The organism is Chryseobacterium sp. UF-81, from assembly GCF_058245105.1.
This window is the reverse complement of the sequence record NZ_JBSIBX010000001.1, coordinates 563,916-581,353: the sequence shown is the minus strand read 5'-3', so window position 1 is coordinate 581,353 and position 17,438 is coordinate 563,916. Positions and strand designations below refer to the sequence as shown.

Genomic DNA, 17,438 nt, shown 5'->3' with positions numbered 1-17,438 from the left:
GAGATAACTGATCAAATGATGTAAGATAAAAAATGACAGCCTGAAGCGTCAATAATTGATAGCCAGACTACAAAAATACATCTACAAGTACTGAAAATAAAGGGATTGATGGAAGAAAACTCATCAAAGGAAAAAAGGTTTCTGTATAGAGATCCTTTAGGAAGTCTTTTGGACAGTTTTGTGCTTTCGGCCAATTGTGGAGATGGAACCACAGCCATACAACATTGGTATGAAATATACTCCCAAAACGAATTACCGGAAGCATGAACACATACTTGCTCTTCAAATAAAATACTTATGGTACAAAGCTCCATAATCAATCAATACCATGCTGATCCGGCGATTGATTATTGCTATTAAAGTGGTCCATAAGGAAGAATTATTTCAGAAAGTATTGTTAAATTGCCGTAAAGCTATAATAAACATTGATAGAGTACGTGGTATTTTCCTTCCCTACCAAACTTTGGGCACCCGCAGGTGGTATGGTGTATCTTATGTTCAATCCCCGGTCCAAAACCGGTGCTCCGTTAAAGAGTATTTTTTGAGGAGTTTTGGATAAGGGAACATTTACAGAACCACCATCCACGCCAATCTGTAATATGTTGGAATTGATGTTGGTCTGCAGGCCGCCTTTCTTGAAATAATTTTCGTCCGATTTTACATAGAGCTCAAAACTTTCATTATTGGACAACATAATTTGGTTGGGAATCATTTGTGACTGACCATCGGTGTAATGGGCAGCTGTATTAAAATTGAAGTTGACATTGCGCCCGGAACTGGGAATAGTAATCTCCGACAGAGGAAGCACCTTCAACTGAACAGCCGTATTTTGCAAACTGTTAATTGTGTTATCTGTACTTCCGGCATTGAAGTTCAATTCAAACGTATAAGTTCCCGCTTCAAAAAAGAAGTTTTTAAAATCTTCCGCAGACACATAAAGTTGCGGAATGAAGCTGCTTCTGTTTCCCGCTACAACACTGAAATTGGCAGCAGAAAAATTCTGAAAATCGGAAGATAAGGCTTTGGTCGTGAGTGAAGATCCGTTACTGCCCAATTTAATACTTGCTATATTTCTGGTTCCCGGAACACCTTTAGAGGACGTAAACTGAATGTTTGTGCCAGCAACTTTCGCCCAAAAATTAAAATCAACCGTATTTGCGATTTCCGTATTCCCCAAATCCCACACCCGCGTGCCTGTATTGCGGTAGTCATTTAAAGAAGATATTTCAATGTATTTCGTTAAAGAGTTTGCTATCCATCGTATAGATGAAGGAATGACTAAAATTGTTTTAAAATTACGTGGGGTAAAGTCATTATAATTCTGAGTGATATCCATAGAGTAATTTCCGGCCCGGAAGGCATTGGCAGTAAATTGTGCGGCAGGAATTTTAAATGTAAAATTGATATTTCCCCGGTTGAATCCTCCTCCGAGACTGGTCGATGGCGGTTCAAACCATTTTATAGCGCTTGTACTGAACGACTGAAAACCTGGTAAATAACCTGAAAGTCCAACAGATGGCAGCTGTCCGCCCATACTTTCTAGCTGCCACAGAAGAGTGGAACCGGGTAAGGTAAATGAGGAAGAAGAGTGGGTAAAAGTTGGCCCGGAAACAGAGGTAAATGTAGGAGCTGTTGGGAGTAATCCCAAAAAGGCATAATCCCAGTTTGTTCTGTTGGCGTTCGTCATTACCCTTGTAGGTACTGAGGTAAATTCGCTCCTGTTAAAAATATTATTTTCAGGAACCGACAGGTACACATCCTGAGCTTTCGTGGCTGCAGACCCACAGAACATGGTAAAAATTCCTATTAGAAAAATCCTCATCTTTTTCATACTTTTAAATTTAAAACTTTTTCACCTTAATGGTGGTGTCTTTCTTCTTATATTCAAAAACCACGGTTTCTGAATACCCTTCTTTTGTCACCTGAATAGTTTGGGTGGGTTGTGTATAGCTGTATTTGTCATTTTCAATATAGAGATTGTATTTTCCATCTTTCAGGAAAAACTCAAACTCATTTTTTTGGTTAACCACGGCAGTATAGATCGTCCCATCTTCACTTTTTGCATACACCACGATTCCGGTTACATCCGTTTCCACAGTATCATAGGCTTGCCTGATCTCTGTTAATTTCCCACTTACCTTAATGTTTTTTACCAGGCCTACTTTGCGGTTGATATTGTTATGTACCATGATGACAGGATCCATCATCAACCGGGCACCCGCACTTTCGTTCACCTTCAGGGTGTAAGTACCTTCGGGCACATTCTGAAAAACTACTTTCCCATTCTTATCTGTCATCGCTACATAATTGTCCAGTTTTACAATTTCATTAGCAAGTACCGATTCGCCGGACTCCAGAAGTCCATTGGAATTTTTATCTTCAAAGAACTGAAATGCCACTTTATGATTTCCGAGAGCTGTAGCTGTGGTAAAATATTTTTTAATCCCCACTCTGAACTGGTAATAACTGCCACTGCTTGCATATTCAGCCGTAGATTTATAACCGGAAAGATTAAAATAACCTGTGGTGGACCAGGAAGGCGAAATCTTATATTCCAGATTACCGGTGATATTGCTGTTTAAATTTTTATAAAGTTCCGAATAGAAGGCTCCTGCTGAAAAAGATCCGGTCAGATTATGATTAAGCATCTGGAAATTATACGAGGCGTATACATTGTAATTGGCGAAATTACGGTCTGCATTGTAATAAGAATTTAAATCAAAGACACTGATTGCGTTCCATTGGGCTGTTCCGTTGAGGGAGAATGATTTATATCTGTAAGATAAAGTTGTTTTCAAACTGTTGAACCAGTCCGGTTTATTGTTCTCTTTTGAATAAGAATATTCCGCCGTCAGGTTCAATCCGTGGGCACCTAATGTAGTGCTGATATTGGCTTCCAACCGGTATGAAAAAAGTTCCTGCGATGTGTAAGAATTAGCTGTTTTTTGCCTTTCAACCTTTGGAGACAGTAGAAAATTCCACTGCTTTAAAGAAAACTGGTAACCTATTCCCAAAGCTTCTGTACTGTTGAAATAATAACGTAAATTAGAGATATTCCCAGGTTGGGTTGGCTCACTCTGGAAACTCAGGAACTCGGGTTCTACCTGCGAATTCTGATATTGTATAAAAGCACGCTGAGAAGCAGAAAATTGGCGGCCGATCCGCTGATTTAAGAAAAAGGATCCCCGTTTGATCCCTGCATAACTTTTGGTGGCAAAGGAATTGACAGATTGGATATCCCATTTCCCTATTTTTCCATCGTAATTAGCTCCCATGGAAGCTCCTGCGTTTTCATCTTTGTTCACAAGGCCTTTTTCGTGGCTAAGGCCCACCTCCGTGCGGAGGGTGTGTTTATCGTTAATTAACAATGATGTTACCGCATTCGCTACCTGCGTATCTACGTTAAGGCGCGGATCATGGTCGAATATATAGGACACTTTCCCATTGAAAGATTTAGCATTCCCAAAACCATATTTTGCACCCACCATGGTAGATCCTTCTGTTTGTTGGAAATAATTACCGTACAGGTTATAATTATTTTCCAGCGCAAGAATTTCAATCTGATTATTATTACCAAATTTGGTAGAAACCTTCCCTCCTCTTCCGAAAACAGGGTAATCATAATCGCTGCTATTAACATTTCCCACCCTTAATACCGTATTTTTTCTCTCCAGTTCCAGCCAGGTATCATACAGGTTATAACGGCCGTCTTCAAGATAGTAATCTGCACCCATATTGAAGCGCGATTTCAAATTTTCAGTCACCCGAAACGCTGTGTTTCCCCTCAGCTGAAGATAATTGAACCCTGAACTATTTTCATTATAGCTCATCTCCGCAAAATTACTTCCGCTCACCGCTTCGTTTCCCCGGGCAATTTGTCTGTTGTGCGATAAAATGACTAAGTAGAGCGTGTTGCTTCCCACGATTTTATTATCAAGCAGATCTGTGACGATTGCGTTAATATTAAATTCCGGATAAAGTGTATTCTGTTTTCTGACCGCAATTTTGATCTCAACCGTTTGTTTTTCTAAACCTTCCAGAGATAAGGTTTGCTGTTTTGGTAAAATTTCCAGACCATCAGGAATAGATTGCAAATCAATCCTAACAGTTCGTTTACTATACCCCTGGTTTTCTACAGTCAGCAGAATTGAGGATTGGGGCAAAGCGGGGTTAATGAAATTTTCGTATGTTGCCGTATAAATTGCAATGTTTTTGTTCTCGCCTTTAGCAACAAAGAACGAGGCGCTTTCAGTTCTGGTGACCGTTGGGCTGGTATACGAAACCTGGAATTGGATCTCATTGGATCTCAGCTTCATAAAATCCACGTTAGCGATCAGTTTCACAGGAAGATTTTTAGACTGACCCGCACCTAAGGTAAAGTCATTTTTGGGATAGAAAAGCAATCCCGGATATTTTTCCTGAGGTATGATATTCTGAATGGTAATCTCTTCAGAACTTTTATTCTCAATAACCAGGAAATTAGTAAAAGTAGAACCCTTCTCAACAGCTACACTGTCATTTTCAAAATGGATTTGGATATCCTTCTTTTCCTGCGCAAAGGCCAACGAGAAGTGCAGAAGAACAAATACAAAAAATAAGATCGTTCTTCTTAGGACTGATATCGATATTCCATTCTGTGGTTTCAAAGCTTAATTTTAAAATTTAAAGTTTTTTTCTCCTACACGTAAATCATTGGATTCTGCCATTTTGATAATAACCACGCCAAGGAAGTTCCCTGAAATGTTCTCTGGTAAAGAAAACTGAACAACCTGATTGGTATCCGGAAGCATGGAGATTGAAATTGCGGGTAATTTTATTTCCTTACCACTGTCTGTATCGGTAAGTTCAAACTCAACGGTGGCATCATTGATGGTGTTTCCGTCATTATGGATGCTTACTGCGACTTTTCTGTTCGCTGCATTCTCCTTACTTACCTCTGAAATATTGGTAATATCCAAACTTTTTACATGGTTTCCCGGTGGAGTATAAAAGATGTGAAGTCCCACCTCAAATAAGGTAATAATACCAATACCATTCTGAATACGTGCCTTATCTGCCTGCTGAGGAAGCTGGGTGAAAAACAACATGCTGTTCGTAACGGCAGATTGTGATGCGTTCGCCGGAATCTGCATGGTTACTACAATCTCCTTTGTACTTTTCGCAGGAACTGTTACAGCATTTTCTAAGGTGGACACCCAGGAAGCATTGGAAGTTTTTGAACTGCCTGCTTCAAGATAAACCTTATTTCCGTCTTCTTCTCTAACCCAATCTTTATAGTTGAGATTAAAAACATAATCCTTATCCGAGCTGTTTTGAAGCGTGACTGTCTTTGTCACTTTTTCTCCTGGATTACCTGTGAAAAACAAGCGCGTAGGCGACATGGAGATACTTTGTGCCAGAAGTGAAGAAGATCCTGTGAGGATAAAGAAAATGAAAAGGTGAATGAACTTGTGCATGGTGTAAATAGTTTAATAATAAAAGATTCCCAAAACTACTGAAAACACAGCAAAAGGAACCTTTGCAAACTAAAAATTTTATTATAAAGCAGTCGCCGTATAAGTTACTGTTTGCGTGTAAGTTCCGGCCGGTTTACCTAAAATATCAGAAGATGATGATTTTGCCGCTGGAATAGTGTAGTCCAGATTCAGTGTTAATGCACTTCCAAGCGGAGCATTTGATACTAAGGTTTGATCCGTTGCAGATAAAACTACAGCGCTTTTTGTTCCGCCCATTGTTCCGGCTGCTGTAGCTGCTTTGATCGTCAGAACATTGACAGGGATTAGGTTGGTTCCATTCATAAAATTAGCACCTCCTGCTTTTACTTTAACATTAAAGTTCTTCGTGGAAGTAACTTTTAAAGAGTTCGCTTTAGTAATTGTTTGATCAGAGTTATAGTCTGCTGCAGTAGCATAGTTGAAATCAACCGTATTACCAATTGCAGTACTTCCTGCATCGATAGAGATTACATCGTTCAGGGTAATGTTTACCGTTGTGGTTGCGGTTGTATTTTGAGCCTGAACATGGTTAGTTCCTAATATCATGGCTCCAATAGTTAAGGCTGTGATTACGATTTGTTTTGTCATGGCAGTAATATTTAATTTTTATTCTTGTTTAATTGTTCTCTTTTGAACACTACAAATCTACAGCGGCAATAAAAGTTTCTTTGTAGTGGAAAAAGGAAGTTCATGTAGTAAAATCACTACAGGGTTACTCCTTTGGCTTAAATAAAAAACCCTCAATACTGGAAAGTGCTGAGGGCGCATATATATTGATGTGTTTTTTTATTTTTTTTATAAAGCAGTCGCTGTATAAGTTACCGTTTGCGTATAAGTTCCGGCCGGTTTACCTAAAATATCAGAGGATGATGATTTTGCCGCTGGAATAGTATAGTCCAGATTCAGTGTTAATGCACTTCCAAGCGGAGCATTTGCCACCAAGGTTTTTTCTCCTGCAGATAAAACCACATCCGTTTTTGTTCCGCCCATAGTTCCAGGAGCTGCTGCAGCTTTAATTGTTAAAACATCTACAGGGATTGAGTTTGAACCATTCACGAAATTCGGGCCACCTGCTTTTACTTTTACATTAAAATTCTTTGTTGAAGTAACTTTCAAAGCGTTGGCTTGGGCCACTGTTTTTTCCGAATTATAGTCTGCTGCAGTAACATAGTTAAAGGCAACTGCACCACCAATTGCGGTACTTCCTGCATCGATAGAGATTACATCGTTCAGGGTAATGTTTACGGCTGTGGTTGCAGTTGTATTTTGAGCCTGAACATGGTTAGTTCCTAATATCATGGCTCCAATAGTTAAGGCTGCGATTGCGATTTGTTTTTTCATGATCGTAATATTTAATTTTATTTTTATTTAATTGTTCTCTTTTGAACATTACAAATCTACAGCGGCAATAAAAGTTTCTTTGTAGTGGAAAAAGGAAGTTCATGTAGTAAAATCACTACAGGATTACTCATTGGGTTTAAATAGAAAAACCCTCAATACTGGAAAGTGCTGAGGGCAGATATAATGATGTGTTTTTTTTATTATAAAGCAGTCGCCGTATAAGTTACTGTTTGGGTATAAGTTCCGGCCGGTTTCCCTAAAATATCAGAAGATGATGATTTTGCCGCTGGAATAGTGTAGTCCAAGTTCAGTGTTAATGCACTTCCAAGCGGAGCATTTGATACTAAGGTTTGATCCGTTGCAGATAAAACTACAGCGCTTTTTGTTCCGCCCATTGTTCCGGCTGCTGTAGCTGCTTTGATCGTCAGAACATTGACAGGGATTAAGTTGGTTCCATTCATAAAATTAGCACCTCCTGCTTTTACTTTAACATTAAAGTTCTTCGTAGAAGTAACTTTTAAAGAGTTGGCTTTGGTAACCGTTTGATCAGAGTTGTAGTCTGCTGCAGTAACATAGTTAAAATCAACCGTATTACCAATGGCAGTACTTCCGGCGTCGATAGAGATGACATCGTTCAGGGTAATGTTTACCGTTGTGGTTGCAGTTGTATTTTGAGCCTGAACATTGTTAGTTCCTAATATGATGGCTCCAATAGTTAAGGCTGTGATTACGATTTGTTTTGTCATGGCAGTAATATTTAATTGTTATTCTTATTTAATTGTTCTCTTTTGAACACTACAAATCTACAGCGGCAATAAAAGTTTCTTTGTAGTGGAAAAAGGAAGTTCATGTAGTAAAATCACTACACGGTTTATTCATTTGACTTAAATAGTAAAACCCTCAACACTTTCTAAGTGTTGAGGGCGTATATAAATTCCTGTTATTTCTATTATAAAGCTGTCGTAATATAAATTACCGTTTGCGTATAACTTTTTTTAGGTTTTCACAAAAAATATTTATAGGTTGATAAATGTGTTATCATTGTTATTTAAGAGTATATTAGTAATATAACGCAAATAACTAATATAGTTAATTTGTTATTGTAATAATACACCAAGCATTCAGCAAACTACTTTCGTAAAAGCAAGTATTAATCGCTTTTTGAGATTTGATATCTTTAAAAAGATATAAAACGGTTAATAAATTTACTGAATGTTTGGTGTGATGTATTAATTAGATTTAAATGCCCAAAAGCATAGATTCTACCTTACAGATGACAGATACTTATTCCCGGATTTTGAATTTTATCTATATCAGTACAATACATACAAAATCAAAGGCCTCCTGAGGAAGCCTTCGAAACACCAAATCACAAAATATAATATGAAAAAAATTAACTTATAAAGCTGTTGCAGTATAAGTTACTGTTTGCGTATAAGTTCCGGCCGGTTTCCCTAAAATATCAGAAGATGATGATTTTGCCGCTGGAATGGTGTAGTCCAGGTTAAGTGTTAATGCACTTCCAAGAGGAGCATTGGCTACTAAGGTTTGATCCGTTGCAGATAAAACTACAGCGCTTTTTGTTCCACCCATTGTTCCGGCAGCAGTAGCTGCTTTGATAGTCAAAACATTTACAGGGATTAAATTCGTTCCATTCATGAAATTAGCACCTCCTGCTTTTACTTTAACATTAAAGTTCTTTGTGGAAGTAACCTTCAAAGAGTTGGCTTTAGTAACCGTTTGATCAGAATTATAGTCTGCTGCAGTAACATAATTAAAGTCAACCGTATTACCAATGGCAGTACTTCCGGCGTCGATAGAGATTACATCGTTCAGGGTAATGTTTACCGTTGTGGTTGCAGTTGTATTTTGAGCCTGAACATTGTTAGTTCCTAATATGATGGCTCCAATAGTTAAGGCTGTGATTACGATTTGTTTTGTTATGGTAGTAATATTTAATTGTTATTCTTATTTAATTGTTCTCTTTTGAACATTACAAATCTACAGCGGTGATAAAAGTTTCTTTGTAGTGGAAAACGGAAGTTCATGTAGTAAAATCACTACACGGTTTATTCATATGATAAATAGAAAAGCCCTCAATACTTTGACGGTATCGAGGGCTTTTCTATTTAAGATTGTTATTGACTTACAATGCAGTGGCAGTATAGGTTATTTTTTGTGTGTAAGTTCCCTGTGGTTTTCCCAGAAGAACCTTGGATGCATTTTCCGCTGAAATGGAGTAAGCAATATTTAAAGACTGTTTGGTACCTAAACTTGCATTACTCACCAGCACCTGGTCATTGGTAGATAAAGTGACCTCATTCAGGGTTCCCACCAGACTTCCGCCCGGTATTGCTTTTACCTGTAATATATCTACAGGAATTAAGTTTGCGCCACTTACAAAATGTGCACCTTCAGATTTTACTTTTACATCGAAATTTTTGGAGGAAATAACGACTAAACTGTTGGGAACCGTCACATTTTTTGATGAATTATAGTCTTTTGTATTCCCATAATTAAAATCTACAGAGCCTTCTGAAGCAACAGAGCCAATGTCCATTGCAATAACGTCCGATAAAATAATATTTACTGATGTACTCAACTGCTCTGAATTTTGTGCCATAACCTGTTTGGTTCCTAAGGCTATTGCTCCCAGAGACAGCGCAACGATAAAGATTTGTTTTTTCATGATTAATAAATTTAGTGAGGTGTAATAATATTGTAATTCAGAATTCAGAATTCATTATAAATCTAATAACATTATCTGAAATTACCAAAGTATTTTTCATCATTATTTAAGTATTATCATCATAAAGTTTGCAGATATTCAATGTGATAGATTTATTTCTTATTATTCACTATAAAAAACACTTTATCAAAATGAGATTTGTAATTCTTGTTTAATTGGGCTCAATCGAACCAAATCATCTATAAAAGTGTTTGAAGATATGCTTGTCTTGGTCACACAAAGCCAAATGAGGCTGTCTCAAAAGACAGTCTCTTTTTTATAAGTATAAAAACCTATTTATCAAACTCTTACAATCTGATATTAGTGTTCGATATTTTAAGCATAATATGCTTAGTTTGTTTTAAATAACAGACTGAAATTATCCCAGTAGGCTTATAATCTATTATCCTTGCAAGTTCGAAATATCCTTAAAGTACAATAGTAATTTTGATACAATATCAAACAAAAAAAATCCCACATTAACGGGATTTTAATTTTTCATACTTAAAATTATTTTATCTCTACAGGAACTGAAATTTTATCCCAATCCATTGTGAATCCATTATTATTTATTTTATAAACTAAAGTTTCCTGTGTTGCCGGTAAAGCCTTTGTTTTTACATCAACACGTAAAGCATCTTTAGCTTGTTCGTATTTATAAGCACCCCATTGTTTTGGCTCTTTGTTAAAAATGGCAGTCCAGGTTCCGCTTTGTTTAGGGATCAAGAAAAAGCTGTATTTACCCGCAGGCAGAGGTTTACCCTGAACGGTAATGTCTTTATCCGTTTCGAAAGTCGTTGCTTCATTGGCTCCCGCACGCCAAACTTTATCATAAGCTTCTAAACCACCCCAGATGGTACGTCCTTTTACTGAAGGGCTGCTATAGGCAATTGTAATGGTTGCATCTTTAATTTTCCCCGTTGCAGTAGCCGGAGGGCTCGCTGGTTTTTTAGTATCCTGTGCAAATGCATTTACTGAAATAGTCATTGCAGCAAAAAGTACGGTAGCAGATTTGATCATTGTTTTCATAATATTTTTGTTTGTTGTTTGTTTACGAATTTACTGCTTTCGGCTTATAAAACAATAACCCGATTGCTGAAAATATAATGACTGCCGCTGCCCCAATGACATTAAGCCAAAGGAAAGAAACGACATCGAACTGATAAACGGCAATAACCGCAATTTCTGATAAGATTGCAGAAATAAATACATTGGAACCGGTGATTTTTTTATAATAAAATGCAACAAGAAAAATCCCCAATATCGGGCCGTAGAAAAGAGAACCTAATACGTTAACCGCTTCAATAAGAGAACCCATCTGCGTTGCAAACATGGCTACGCCGATTGAGAAAATACCCCAGGCTAAAGTGTGCAGGCGACTGTACTTCAATTCGGTTTCATCATCAGGAATTTCTTTTTTAAATATCAGATGAACATCTTTTAATGAACAGGCAGCAAGGGAATTCAGTGCTGCAGAAATTGAACCCCAGCTGGCCAGAAAAATGACGGCAAACAGTAAACCGATCATCCCTACAGGCAGTGTATTTTTCACGAAATACAGGAAAATGTAGTTGGTATCCGTTTTCTCAGCATTATAGTTTGAATTATTGATCGCTTCTTCTACCCTGCCGTGAAGTGCTTTTACCTGGGTTTGTGTATGTTTAAAATCCTGAATTGTTTTTTTAAGTTGGGGAGAATGAGTTTCTTTCAACTTTAGAATTTCTTTCGATTCTGCATTAAATTTTATCTGCAAATCCTGATGCTCTTTTTCGAATACCGCAGCCTGTTCAGGTTGTGTTTCCTTTAAATATTGATAAGAGCGTTCGTTAAAATAAATGGGAGCCGGTTTCAGAGAAAAGAATGCAAAAAGTAAAGCTCCGATCAGGAGAATAGCAAATTGCATCGGAATTTTAACCAATCCGTTCAACAGCAAGCCCATTTTTGCGTTGGTATTGTCTTTCGCAGTGATATACCTCCCGACCTGACTCTGGTCCGTACCAAAATAAGAAAGTGCCAGAAAAAAACCACCAATCAGCCCGCTCCAGATATTGTATTTATCTTTCCAATCAAATTCTGTGGTGATTACATTGAGCTTTCCGGATTTCCCCGCCAGATAAAGCGCATCCTTAAAACCAACTCCATTCGGCATATTCTGTATAAGCAGATAACCTGCAAAAGCCATGGTTCCCAGAATAATGAGAAACTGTAGTTTTTGGGTGTGAGCGATCGCTTTTGCTCCGCCAACATAGGTATAAATCAACAGAATGCCGCCCGTTAAAACATTGGTTACATAAATATTCCAGTTTAAAACGCTTGACAAGATGATACTCGGAGCGTAAATGCTGATTCCTGTTGATAAGCCTCTTGAAAAAAGAAAAAGCAGTGAAGTGAGGACCCTTGTTTTTTTATCAAAACGGTTTTCTAAATATTCATAGGCCGTGTAAACATTTAAGCGCTGAAAAATCGGGATGAAAGTAATACAGATCACAATCATCGCCAAAGGCAGACCAAAATAATACTGAACGAAACGCAGGCCGTCTGTATATGCCTGGCCCGGTGCTGAAAGAAATGTAATGGCACTTGCCTGCGTGGCCATAATACCGATAAGCACAATGTACCAGGGCATTTTATTATCTGCTTTCAGGTAGGATTCGTTGCTTTTTTGGCCACGACCGATAAATACGCCATAAACCACCACTGCGACAAGTGTAAAAATGAGAACTGTCCAATCTATATTACTCATGCCCAGAATTTAGTAAACAAATAATAAAATATGATCTGGAATACTAATGCAGCTGCTAATAATATGTACCAGGTATTCCAGTTTTTAAGTTGCTTATTCATCAGTTTTTCTGTGCAGATAAAAAGTTTAAAAATAAACGTGCCGCCCCAACATTTCCCGCAGGCAGCTGTCTGAAAAATGCCAATGGTGTATAAACAAAATTACCCTTCCCGTATTTGGCATATAAAGTTGATCCCTGCAGAGGCTCTTCATCGGTATCGTGCATTTCAAAAAGCGGTTCATACGCTGCATCCCATTGAGCCGGGAAATAGGCGCCACGCTCCTGTACCCAACCTTTAAAATCATCCGCAGTAATTTTGTTCGGAAAGTTCAGTAATTTATGATTTGGATTTAAAAACGTAACCGCAGCATTTTCTTCGGTAACCCGCTTATTGGCAATACTGAAATTGTATATCCCCAATTTGTCAACGGTTGTATCCTGGCTGGTGTTATACTGCATCACCAGATTACCCCCGCCTTTTACATAAGACCATAAAAAAGGCATCCATCGACCCAGCTTTTTCTCTGTGTTATTGGCACGAACACCAAGTATAATGGCATCATATTGCGAGAGCTTGTTTTGACTGCCGTTTCCAGCAGATTCATCTGAGTTGCCATAAAAATCTTCGTCTTTCAGGACCTCTACCTGAATACCTGCAATGCGCAGGAACTCAGGAATGAAATCGCCCGCACCTTCTATGTAACCCACTTTTTTAGCTTTCGCCTGAATATCACCTTTCATCACGGTTACTGTTGCAGGCACAAAATATTGTAAGGAGGGTAAATGCGGGTACTGAATTAATACCTGTTTTTTATTATAAGTTACTCCTTCTGCAACAAAATTGGCATCCAGTTGCAAACGAGCCGAATTGATAGAGGCAAGCTTATTTTTTGGAATAACGTAATCGACGGTAAAATCTTTTCCTTTTATCGAACTTAAATCAGTGCCGCCTAACCGTTCTCCGTTATACATGAGGTTTAGATTACCGTTACTGTACTGTCTGTTAGAATTAACCTTAACATTTAAACTCAAATGTAAATCTTCATTTTCTTTGACCACATAAAGCGGTTGTGTAAATTTCAGTTCCAGTGCAGGAACAATACGCAAGCCTTCGACCACATCACCCCGCACCGGGTCTAATTTCTTGAAAGACAGAGGAAGTTTAACCTGAAAGTTTTCCGAACCGATTTTTAAATCAAGCAAAACATTCAGTGGTGATTCTGCCTCTGGCAAACCGACTAAAGTATCATTCGGAACAGAGAAAGTTGCCGCGTTCGTGGCTGGTTTTGCCAACCAATAAGGTTCTGTGAGTGCCGCATCTGCAGGAATCTGAAGGTTATGTTCAATGGTAATTAAAGAATCTTTTGATAGTTTTCTGTTGAAGCTTTCTGACTTACTTAACCATTTTACATTGTCTAAAACGACAGGGTTTGCAGCTCTTGAAATCAGATTCAACTTAAAATTGTAATGATCTCCGGCAACAGCCTCAGCCTGATTGGTAACTACTTCACCCATAAACCCTGCACAGCTTAAAATGATATTGTCAAGAGATTTAATTTTATCCTTTTTCAGGTCTGAATCTTGCAGTGCCATGACCTTTTTTCGCAAAGCAAGCAATGCAGGCAAGCTAAGTTCAGGATTATTGAAATTGAAAGCGGAAATAATTTTATCCAATGACTGGTCAATCTCAGCGTTTCCTTTTGCAGTCCAGGTTTTAAAGACTCCGTCAAAAAGTGTTGCTTTTGCAGGCTCGCCAGTAACGTGGGCAAAATATTCAGTTCTGATCCCGGCTACAGACTGTGTTCCCGCACCCTGGCTTTTATGTAAACTTCTGCTTAATCCTGCCAGTTCACCGTAGCCCATTCCCAATTGCGCATCATACTGCCCAACGGTAACTTTCAATTGATTTTCAGCTGTCGTATTAACCCCACCAAATCTGAAAGTATTCCACAATACGCGTTTTGGCTGCCATACATTTACATATTTTAGCTGATTTGGAAAAGCTGTTTTATCTCCTGCCAGCTTGAAAGCTTTTTCTGCAACCACAGCCGAAGCCGCATGCTGTCCGTGGCCTGCCGCAGCCGTAGGAGGAAAACGACAAATGATCACATCAGGACGGAATTTACGGATGACCCAAACTACATCAGCTGTAATACTATCTGCATCCCATTGTTTAAAGGTATCGGTCGTATTTTTAGAAAACCCGAAATCAATCGCCCGGGTAAAAAACTGTTGGGCACCGTCTAACTTTCTTGCCTCTAAAAGCTCATGCGTTCTGATTAAACCCAGTGCAGCACCTTGCTCTGTACCTAATAAATTCTGACCACCATCACCTCTGGTTAAAGACAGATAGCCCGTTTCTACATTTTGGTCGTTGATTAACCAGGAGAGTAGTCCTGTATTTTCATCATCGGGATGAGCTGCAAGGTATAGAACTTTCGGCAGCTGTTTAAGTGTTTTGAGTTCACGGTAAATTTCAGATGATTTGGAGGGCCGAACCTGTTGGGCCGAACAAAAAACCGTATTAAAGCCAAGGATAAGTACAGTGATTACTTTTTTGAACATTTGAATTTGCTTTGCAGGGCAAATATAAGTAAATCATCTTTCTTTCAACTAAAAAGAAAAAGCAATGAGCAACTCCAAACATTCTATTATATTCTTTGTCAAATCTTTGTGTGAAAGGTAAAAAACAATTGAAATAAACTAAAGATTAAAAGGGATTTACACTGACCTCAATCATCAGATTCTCAAAGTAAAAATAAAATCCAAAGGTATTCCGTATTTTTTTGGGTACGCCTTCCATTCTTAGATACAGTTCATCTTTAATTTTATCATAGATCTGCCATACGGCATTTTCATTTTCCTGATAAAATCCGATGTGAAAGTTTTGCGGATAATCCGGTATTTTTTCTTCATTGTTCATTACCTGTCCCCAAATTACCAGTGCGAAATTCTTGTTATTTTCCATAACAGCCATCTTACTATTGCGATTGGTAAGCAGCTCAAAGCCCATGTGTGTTCCGAACAGTTCAACAGCTTTATCGACATCTTTTACAACCAGATTAATGTGATTTAATTCCATTTTATTTAAGATTTGCTTTATTTTACAAAACAAAATTAATCATCAGATAATGTTGTCAATTGGATAAATCGGTCATTATTATTTTTGCTTAAAACACTAGGTTTAGTTCCGGAAAATTTCTTGACAGCTCTTATAAAGTGTGATTGGTCTGCATAGTTTAATTCTGGATAAAAGTGTCCACTTTTCACATGTTTGAGTGAATTGCAGAATTTGATGATGTCAATATAGGTTTTTAAAGGTATCCCAAACCATTTTCTGAAATATCGGTTTATTTCTCTGCTACTCCATCCGATTTCTGATGCAACTGCTTCAACCTTAGTTTCTCCTTTTGAGCGGTTAATCACATCAAACAGTCTTATCTTACGGTTATCGACCGGTTCAGTCAATATACCCTGTATGGTATCGCATGCTTTCCTGTAGAAACTCTTAAAATCCTGTATGTCCTCTTTATAGAAGCCCATAAAACCAGGTGGTAAAATGATTTTTTTATTAAGGGAATCGGAAAAGGAACGCTTAAATATATATTCTGCAGCTGTGGGATAAAAGCTTATGACAAACATGACCGATTTGGGAAAAGGATGTTTTATTATGGGTTCGTTACATATCCCTCCTGTGAAAATTTCAAAATAGCCCGTCTCGTCCAGAAATAAGAAAAGATCGATCTTTCCGTCTGGAAGAATTATTGATTCCACACTGTCTTCAGAATGATTCCGTACCATCCATATACTTTCAATAAGATGGCTTAGGCATTCTTGCGGCGGTAAAAAGATGTATTCCAAATCAGTTTTCAAAGGACACCACAAATTAAAATTAATTAAACTGCTTCGAGGACAGCTCAAGACAATAACAATCAACCACTTCCCATAACAAATATAGTGAATTTGATATTTGAAGGTGTGATTCAACGGCTTGAAAATGAACTAACCGCCTTAAAGAACAAGATTAAATCTCCGCTCAGCAATGATAATAATATTACCTGAAACTTGTACAATTGAAGAGCGCCTGAATTTGCTTATAATCCAAATAAAATCTTAGTACGGCGCAGATTCCTTTCCTCCATAATTTTCATGAGCTAAAAGGTCAGAATCAAATCTTTTACCAATTTTTGAGTATGAAATACTTATGAATTGTTCAGTAGATTCAGCAGTTCTGTAGGTGCGTACCCAAACTGTTTTTTGAATGCAAAAGAAAAGTGAGATAGATTTTCGAAGCCTGTTTCGTAACAAACATCGATCGGCTTTCTTTTTTTTTCCACAAATTGATAGTGTGCAAGTTCCAGTCGTTTTTGGGTAAGCCATCGTTGGGGCGTGCTGTTAAAAACTTTGCTGAAATCCCGCTTAAAAGTGGTAAGGCTGCGCCCTGTCAGGTAACTGAACTTTTCTAAAGGAAGATTGAACATAAAGTTCTTTTCCATATAGTTGACTAAATCAATTTTCCCTGGTTCTTCAAAATTGGCCAGCACATTGTCGACCTGTTTGTCTATACTCCGAAGAATTGTGATTGCTTCTGTTATTTTCAGCGATGCAATGTCTGAAGGAAGTTCTTCCATTTCAAAGTAGGGAATAACCGAAGAAAGGCAGCTCTCCAGCAAAGGATGATTGTTGAACACAAATATTTTTGGTGTTTCCGATAATTTTGGCCTTACCTCCAAATTGGCATAGAACTCCCTCAGTTTTTCCGTGGTAAGGTGCATCACAACTGTTTTATGAGGCTCCCCGTCCCTCGGATAATTGATGATGGTAGCCAGTTGATTCCTGGGAATCAGAAAGATATCTCCTTTCCTAAAAAGGTAGGTAGCGTCGGCCTGCACAATTTTTGTTTCACCTGAAATAAACCAGATGAGCATATGATGGTCGAACATAATATCAGACTTAAAAAACTTGTCCTCATAACAGGAAAGCTTGATATCCTCTGTTATATATTTTGCCTGGTATTCCATCTGCCTGTCCTTTTATTAATATTTATCAAATAATTGTCCGAACTGCCAACCGGCAATCGGTGAACAGTGG

The 17,438-nt window shown here is 38.0% G+C and carries 15 protein-coding genes; 1 reads left to right on the top strand and 14 read right to left on the bottom strand.

Going from position 1 to position 17,438, the window contains the following annotated elements:
- Positions 1–108: 108 nt before the first annotated feature.
- Positions 109–267 carry a hypothetical protein gene (locus AC4IFE_RS02750; RefSeq protein WP_490754683.1) on the top strand — a complete coding sequence of 53 codons (159 nt, stop codon included), beginning with the start codon at positions 109–111 and terminating at the stop codon, positions 265–267.
- 130 nt (positions 268–397) lie between these two features.
- Here the strand turns inward: AC4IFE_RS02750 and AC4IFE_RS02745 are convergent, their stop codons facing one another.
- From AC4IFE_RS02745 to AC4IFE_RS02680, 14 genes are all read right to left on the bottom strand, one after another.
- Positions 398–1,831: a hypothetical protein gene (locus AC4IFE_RS02745; RefSeq protein ID WP_490754681.1), complete on the bottom strand. Its 1,434-nt coding sequence runs from the start codon at positions 1,829–1,831 to the stop codon at positions 398–400.
- Positions 1,832–1,841: 10 nt separating this feature from the next.
- Positions 1,842–4,646: a COG1470 family protein gene (locus tag AC4IFE_RS02740; RefSeq protein WP_490754680.1), complete on the bottom strand. Its 2,805-nt coding sequence runs from the start codon at positions 4,644–4,646 to the stop codon at positions 1,842–1,844.
- Between the two features lie 9 nt (positions 4,647–4,655).
- Complete coding sequence (locus AC4IFE_RS02735) at positions 4,656–5,456, bottom strand: fimbrial biogenesis chaperone (protein ID WP_490754679.1); 801 nt, start codon at positions 5,454–5,456, stop codon at positions 4,656–4,658.
- 81 nt (positions 5,457–5,537) lie between these two features.
- Positions 5,538–6,083 carry a peptidoglycan-binding protein LysM gene (locus AC4IFE_RS02730; protein ID WP_490754677.1) on the bottom strand — a complete coding sequence of 182 codons (546 nt, stop codon included), beginning with the start codon at positions 6,081–6,083 and terminating at the stop codon, positions 5,538–5,540.
- Positions 6,084–6,290: 207 nt separating this feature from the next.
- A complete protein-coding gene (locus tag AC4IFE_RS02725; protein ID WP_490754675.1) occupies positions 6,291–6,836 on the bottom strand; it encodes a peptidoglycan-binding protein LysM in 546 nt (181 codons plus the stop codon).
- A 200-nt stretch (positions 6,837–7,036) separates the two neighbouring features.
- Positions 7,037–7,582, bottom strand: coding sequence for a peptidoglycan-binding protein LysM (locus AC4IFE_RS02720; protein WP_490754673.1), 546 nt, complete (start codon positions 7,580–7,582; stop codon positions 7,037–7,039).
- A gap of 652 nt (positions 7,583–8,234) precedes the next feature.
- Positions 8,235–8,780, bottom strand: a complete 546-nt coding sequence (locus AC4IFE_RS02715) for a peptidoglycan-binding protein LysM (protein ID WP_490754800.1) — start codon at positions 8,778–8,780, stop codon at positions 8,235–8,237.
- Positions 8,781–8,982: 202 nt separating this feature from the next.
- Positions 8,983–9,525, bottom strand: coding sequence for a peptidoglycan-binding protein LysM (locus AC4IFE_RS02710; protein WP_490754672.1), 543 nt, complete (start codon positions 9,523–9,525; stop codon positions 8,983–8,985).
- Between the two features lie 549 nt (positions 9,526–10,074).
- Entirely contained in the window at positions 10,075–10,593 is a 519-nt protein-coding gene (locus AC4IFE_RS02705) for a DUF2911 domain-containing protein (RefSeq protein WP_490754671.1), read from the bottom strand.
- Positions 10,594–10,615: 22 nt separating this feature from the next.
- On the bottom strand, positions 10,616–12,307 hold the full coding sequence (locus AC4IFE_RS02700) for a sodium:solute symporter family protein (protein ID WP_490754670.1): 1,692 nt from the start codon (positions 12,305–12,307) through the stop codon (positions 10,616–10,618).
- A 100-nt stretch (positions 12,308–12,407) separates the two neighbouring features.
- Positions 12,408–14,912: a PIG-L family deacetylase gene (locus AC4IFE_RS02695; protein ID WP_490754668.1), complete on the bottom strand. Its 2,505-nt coding sequence runs from the start codon at positions 14,910–14,912 to the stop codon at positions 12,408–12,410.
- Positions 14,913–15,057: 145 nt separating this feature from the next.
- Positions 15,058–15,429 (bottom strand): VOC family protein, encoded by a 372-nt coding sequence (locus AC4IFE_RS02690; RefSeq protein ID WP_490754666.1) that lies wholly within the window; start codon positions 15,427–15,429, stop codon positions 15,058–15,060.
- Between the two features lie 35 nt (positions 15,430–15,464).
- Complete coding sequence (locus AC4IFE_RS02685; protein WP_490754665.1) at positions 15,465–16,208, bottom strand: helix-turn-helix domain-containing protein; 744 nt, start codon at positions 16,206–16,208, stop codon at positions 15,465–15,467.
- 341 nt (positions 16,209–16,549) lie between these two features.
- On the bottom strand, positions 16,550–17,368 hold the full coding sequence (locus tag AC4IFE_RS02680) for a helix-turn-helix domain-containing protein (protein ID WP_490754663.1): 819 nt from the start codon (positions 17,366–17,368) through the stop codon (positions 16,550–16,552).
- Positions 17,369–17,438 lie beyond the last annotated feature (70 nt).